Source organism: Clostridium sp. (genome assembly GCF_017888565.1).
Classification (GTDB): Bacteria; Bacillota; Clostridia; order Clostridiales; family Clostridiaceae; genus Clostridium.
Genome location: NZ_JAGHFX010000036.1, coordinates 1 through 4,438 on the forward strand (window position 1 = coordinate 1; position 4,438 = coordinate 4,438).

At 25.7% G+C, this 4,438-nt stretch carries 4 protein-coding genes; all 4 read right to left on the reverse strand.

Translation table 11 applies throughout. The features are described from left to right. Positions 1 to 117 precede the first annotated feature (117 nt). The 4 genes from J7M87_RS06355 to J7M87_RS06370 all read right to left on the reverse strand — a co-directional run bounded on the left by J7M87_RS06355 (position 118) and on the right by J7M87_RS06370 (position 4,270). A complete protein-coding gene (locus J7M87_RS06355; RefSeq protein WP_365844757.1) occupies positions 118 to 1,458 on the reverse strand; it encodes an ATP-binding protein in 1,341 nt (446 codons plus the stop codon). A 93-nt stretch (positions 1,459 to 1,551) separates the two neighbouring features. After that, positions 1,552 to 2,250, reverse strand: a complete 699-nt coding sequence (gene walR / locus J7M87_RS06360) for a cell wall metabolism DNA-binding response regulator WalR (protein ID WP_291649785.1) — start codon at positions 2,248 to 2,250, stop codon at positions 1,552 to 1,554. Positions 2,251 to 2,280: 30 nt separating this feature from the next. Beyond that, positions 2,281 to 3,636: a hypothetical protein gene (locus tag J7M87_RS06365; protein ID WP_291649787.1), complete on the reverse strand. Its 1,356-nt coding sequence runs from the start codon at positions 3,634 to 3,636 to the stop codon at positions 2,281 to 2,283. Between the two features lie 10 nt (positions 3,637 to 3,646). Then, on the reverse strand, positions 3,647 to 4,270 hold the full coding sequence (locus J7M87_RS06370) for an HD domain-containing protein (RefSeq protein WP_291649789.1): 624 nt from the start codon (positions 4,268 to 4,270) through the stop codon (positions 3,647 to 3,649). Between the last annotated feature and the right edge of the window lie 168 nt (positions 4,271 to 4,438).

Below are 4,438 nucleotides of genomic sequence, written 5' to 3' on the forward strand. Positions count from 1 at the left end.
ATGACTGCGTATGTTGCTCAAATTTATCAGTTAGTATTATAAATTACCCACAATTCAGATAATTTATAATACCTTAAAATATAAAAAGTACTACACTTTAAAATGTAGTACTTCCTATTACATAGATTCTATAATTTTATTTTTTAAGGTGAAAGTTATAGTAGTTCCTACTCCTTTTTCACTCTCTATTATCATTTTTCCGCCATGTAATTTTACTATTTCTTGACTTATAGCAAGACCTAGACCACTACCTGATTTGTTATAATCTTCTTGGAAAAATTTATCCAATACTTTAGTTAAATTTTCTTTTTTGATACCAACACCATTATCTGTTACCGAAAATGTAGTAAACTCTTCTCCTTGAGACACAACAACTACTACATAGCCACCTTCTGCTGTAAATTTAATAGCATTTTGAACTAAATTTATTAATACTTGTCTTAATCTATTTTTGTCACCTTGGATATCTTCAATACTTTCAGTCTTAAATTCTGTAAGAAGAGTTATATTCTTTTCATTCGCTTTAACAGCTAATTGTGTTACAACTCCTTTAGCAAGCTTTGTTACATCAACCATATCAATTTGAAGCCTAATTCTATCAGAGGATAATCTAGAAAAATCTAACAAATCTTCAACTAAAGATATCATTCTTTCTGTTTCATCTTGTATTATACCAAGACCTAAATCTAATTCTTCTTTCCCAATTCCTTCATACCCTAATGTCTCACTCCATCCTTTTATAGAAGTTAAAGGTGTCCTAAGTTCATGAGAAACTGAGGATATGAATTCTTCTTTAAGTTTTCTACTTTTATCAATTTCTACAGCCATATGCTCAAATGTTTGAACTAAGTCAGCAATTTCATCATTATGTAGCTTTTCTTTTTTAAGCTTTATATTATAGTTACCTTGAGCAAGCTCATTAGCAAATTGTTTTAAATTTTTAAGTGGCTTTATTAAAGACTCTGCAAATCTTAAACTTAATAACAAAGCAATCATTAATATAATTAAACCTGCTGCTATAAAGAAAAGTACTAATTTTAATATTGTATTATCAATATTTCTAAGAGATAAACTATATCTTACTACACCTTCTATTTGATTATTAACTTTAATTGGAACAGATATACTCATAACATGTTCATTTGTTCCTGATATATTATAAGTATATGGCAACAAATTACTCATTCCCTTTAATGCTCTATCTACGTCATCATATTTGTACTTTTCATTAGTTCTAATACCGTATTTATCTAAAATAACATTTTTATCTTTGTCTATTATTTCTACTGAAAAATTAGTATTACTATTAGCATTTTCCTTTTCAAATATATTACTTATTTTGTCTTCAAAGCTAGCAGATTCCATACCAGCACCATCGTATATATCCATAGTATAGCTAGCTTGTGATATCAAAGACTGTTTGGCAGAATTATAGTAATAATTTTGTAGATAAACCATAAATAGTCCTTCAAATAGAGCCACAGTGATAATAATCATAATAAAATAATATTTTATTACTCTTTTCCTAAGACCATCTAAATGTAACAACTATTATTCATCCTTTCTAAAGCAGTATCCATATCCCCAAACTGTTTGGATGAATTTTGGTTTTGATGGATCATCTTCTATTTTATTTCTTATTCTTCTTATATTAACATCAACTATTTTAAAATCATATAAATAGTTACTTCCCCATACTTCATTTAAAATTTGATCTCTACTTAAAGATTTTTTAGCATTCACCATTAGGTACTTAACTATAGAAAACTCAGTTGGAGTTAATTCTATTTCTAATCCATTTTTATATAATTTTCTCTTATCTATGTTTAATATAAATGGATCTGAAATTATTTCGTTGCTTTGCATCTTACTATCATCTTTTTTAACTCTTCTAATAAGTGCAGAAACTCTTACTAATAATTCTTTAATGCTAAATGGTTTTACCATATAATCATCTGCACCTGATATAAATCCTTCTAATTTATCTTCTTCTTGACCTTTAGCAGTAAGCATAATAATACCTATTTGATCAAACTGTTGTCTTATAAACTTACATACTTCTATACCACTCATATCTGGGAGCATTACATCAAGTAATGCTATTGAAATATCCGGGTTGTTAGATATTTGTTCTATAGCCTCTGTACCTGTACTTGCCTCTATAATTTCATATCCTTCCCTTTTTAAATTTATACTTACAAAACTTCTTATTCCTATTTCATCTTCTAAAATCAATATTTTTTCCTTCATTTTAAAATAATTCCTCCCAAAGTTTTTATTCTATTGATATATTAAAGAAAAATATTCCTTCATATTATCTAGTGTCAAATCGTATTTTTCAAATATTTCTTTATTTTTAACTACAAGTTGATAGTAACTGCTATCTGTTTCTTCTAAAATTATATCAGTATTAGCAGTATTTTTTGTATCTTCAACTAAGTTTTTAGATGAGATACTAATTTGGAATAACTCAGTAGGCTCTTTATCATTTTTATCATAGTAATAAAAAATATAATAAGATGCATCTCCTAAGATATTTTTCTGAATATAAAGCTTATTAGCAAGATTATTAGGAACAAGGAATTTAAAATTATTTTTATAATTGTAATAAACTTGACTTATAAAAATTGTATCCGACTCCTTTTTAAATTTACCATTCCATTTTTTCCAGCTAATAAGAGCAGATGCTTTACTATTTGTTGATGCATAATTTTCAATCATATTATTGTTCAAAATTGGAAGTGCTATTACACCATCACTATTTTGATCAGACGTAGGAACATAATAACTATTAAAAATTTCTTTATCTTCATCAAATACCTTATTTAATTTACCATCTTCCATACAAAGTATTTGTGTAATATAGCCATTATCCTTTGTAGTTGGAATACTTAGTACAACTCCCTTTTTAGTATTATGAACTCTACCAATTGTAGCATATAAGTCATTAATATTTCTTACATTATCAAATTTTACTGAATTACTATTTTTAATTTGATTATCTTCATCATAATTTAATATAGTAGCATACATATTACCACTATTATAATCATAATTAATCATAAGTATATCTAGTTTTAAATCTTCATCTATAAAACCTATTTTTATCTTAGTATTTGTATATTTCGAATAATTATCTAACCAAGTAGGAACAACAGTAGATACTAATTTTATCTCATCATCTATTATACTATACACATTCATTGTAGTAACAGTCCCATTCTTTATAAGAAGTATTACTTCATCATTTTCATCATTATTTAAATCATAAAAATTTGCATATTCTATATCTTCTCCTACTTGTAAATAACTATCTTTTAATACATACTTATCATTATCCTTTGATATAAGTACTAATCCAACCTCATTTTTATTAGTATTAACATCTTGTTTTTGCTGAAATGCAATGACATTGGAATCTAATTCATTAATTTCCCCCACTTCAGATGAATTTCCTGGAAGTAACAATGTGGCTCCATCTAAAGATTGGTTTACAAAATTATATAATTCATTTTTTGATTTATTATATACAATATTATCATTAAGTAGATTTTCTGGTGAGTCACTACTTGTATCACAGCCTGTTATCATAACACATATTATAACTGCTAAGGCTGCTAACTTAAGCAATTTCATATATTCCCTCCTAATTATATTTTTCTTCTAAATAGTTTTTAAAATTATTTATTCTTTTTTCTTCATTTCTTCTCTTCTCTTCACATAAGTTTCCTCGTCCTAATCTATCAGCTAAAGAAAGTAGCGATATTTCTTTATAATCAGATTCTTCTATTATTTCTTTCTCTTTAAAAAATGGCAATTTTTTATCATAAAATAATGGTTGCATATGAAATTTCACTAGATTACAAACATTATTTATAAAATCCTCATCTTCAGTTAATGTATTAAGAAATTTTCTAGCTAAAATTTCTCCTTGTAAATCATGACCATATGAAGTTATTCTGCCTTTTCTTTCTTTAGTTGTAGTTAGTTTACCCAAATCATGAAGAAGAGCAGCCCACATAAATACTCTTTTATCTTGAGATTTTTCTTTATATTTACTTGCACTATCAACTACTAATAAGGTGTGATTTAAAACATTTCCTTCTGGATGATGAGTTAAATTTTGTTCAATTTTTTCTAAATCTTTTATTTTCACAAAAGGTTTTTTATTAAACTCGCCTGAGTTTATTAAATTTTTAATTTCTATAGACGGTTTTTCACTATTAATTAATATAAAATCTAATTTTTCATATAATTCTCTACTAGTCATAAAAATCACTCTTTCTATTTTATTATACATAAATTTTGTTAAATTAAAAGATTAGTGTAACAACTAAGCCTTATTATATTCTAACACAAGATATAAGCTAATATTTATGTAAATTATATACCCTTTAAATTTTATTATAAATTTATAAAATAAAAAGCTAAATCAAAT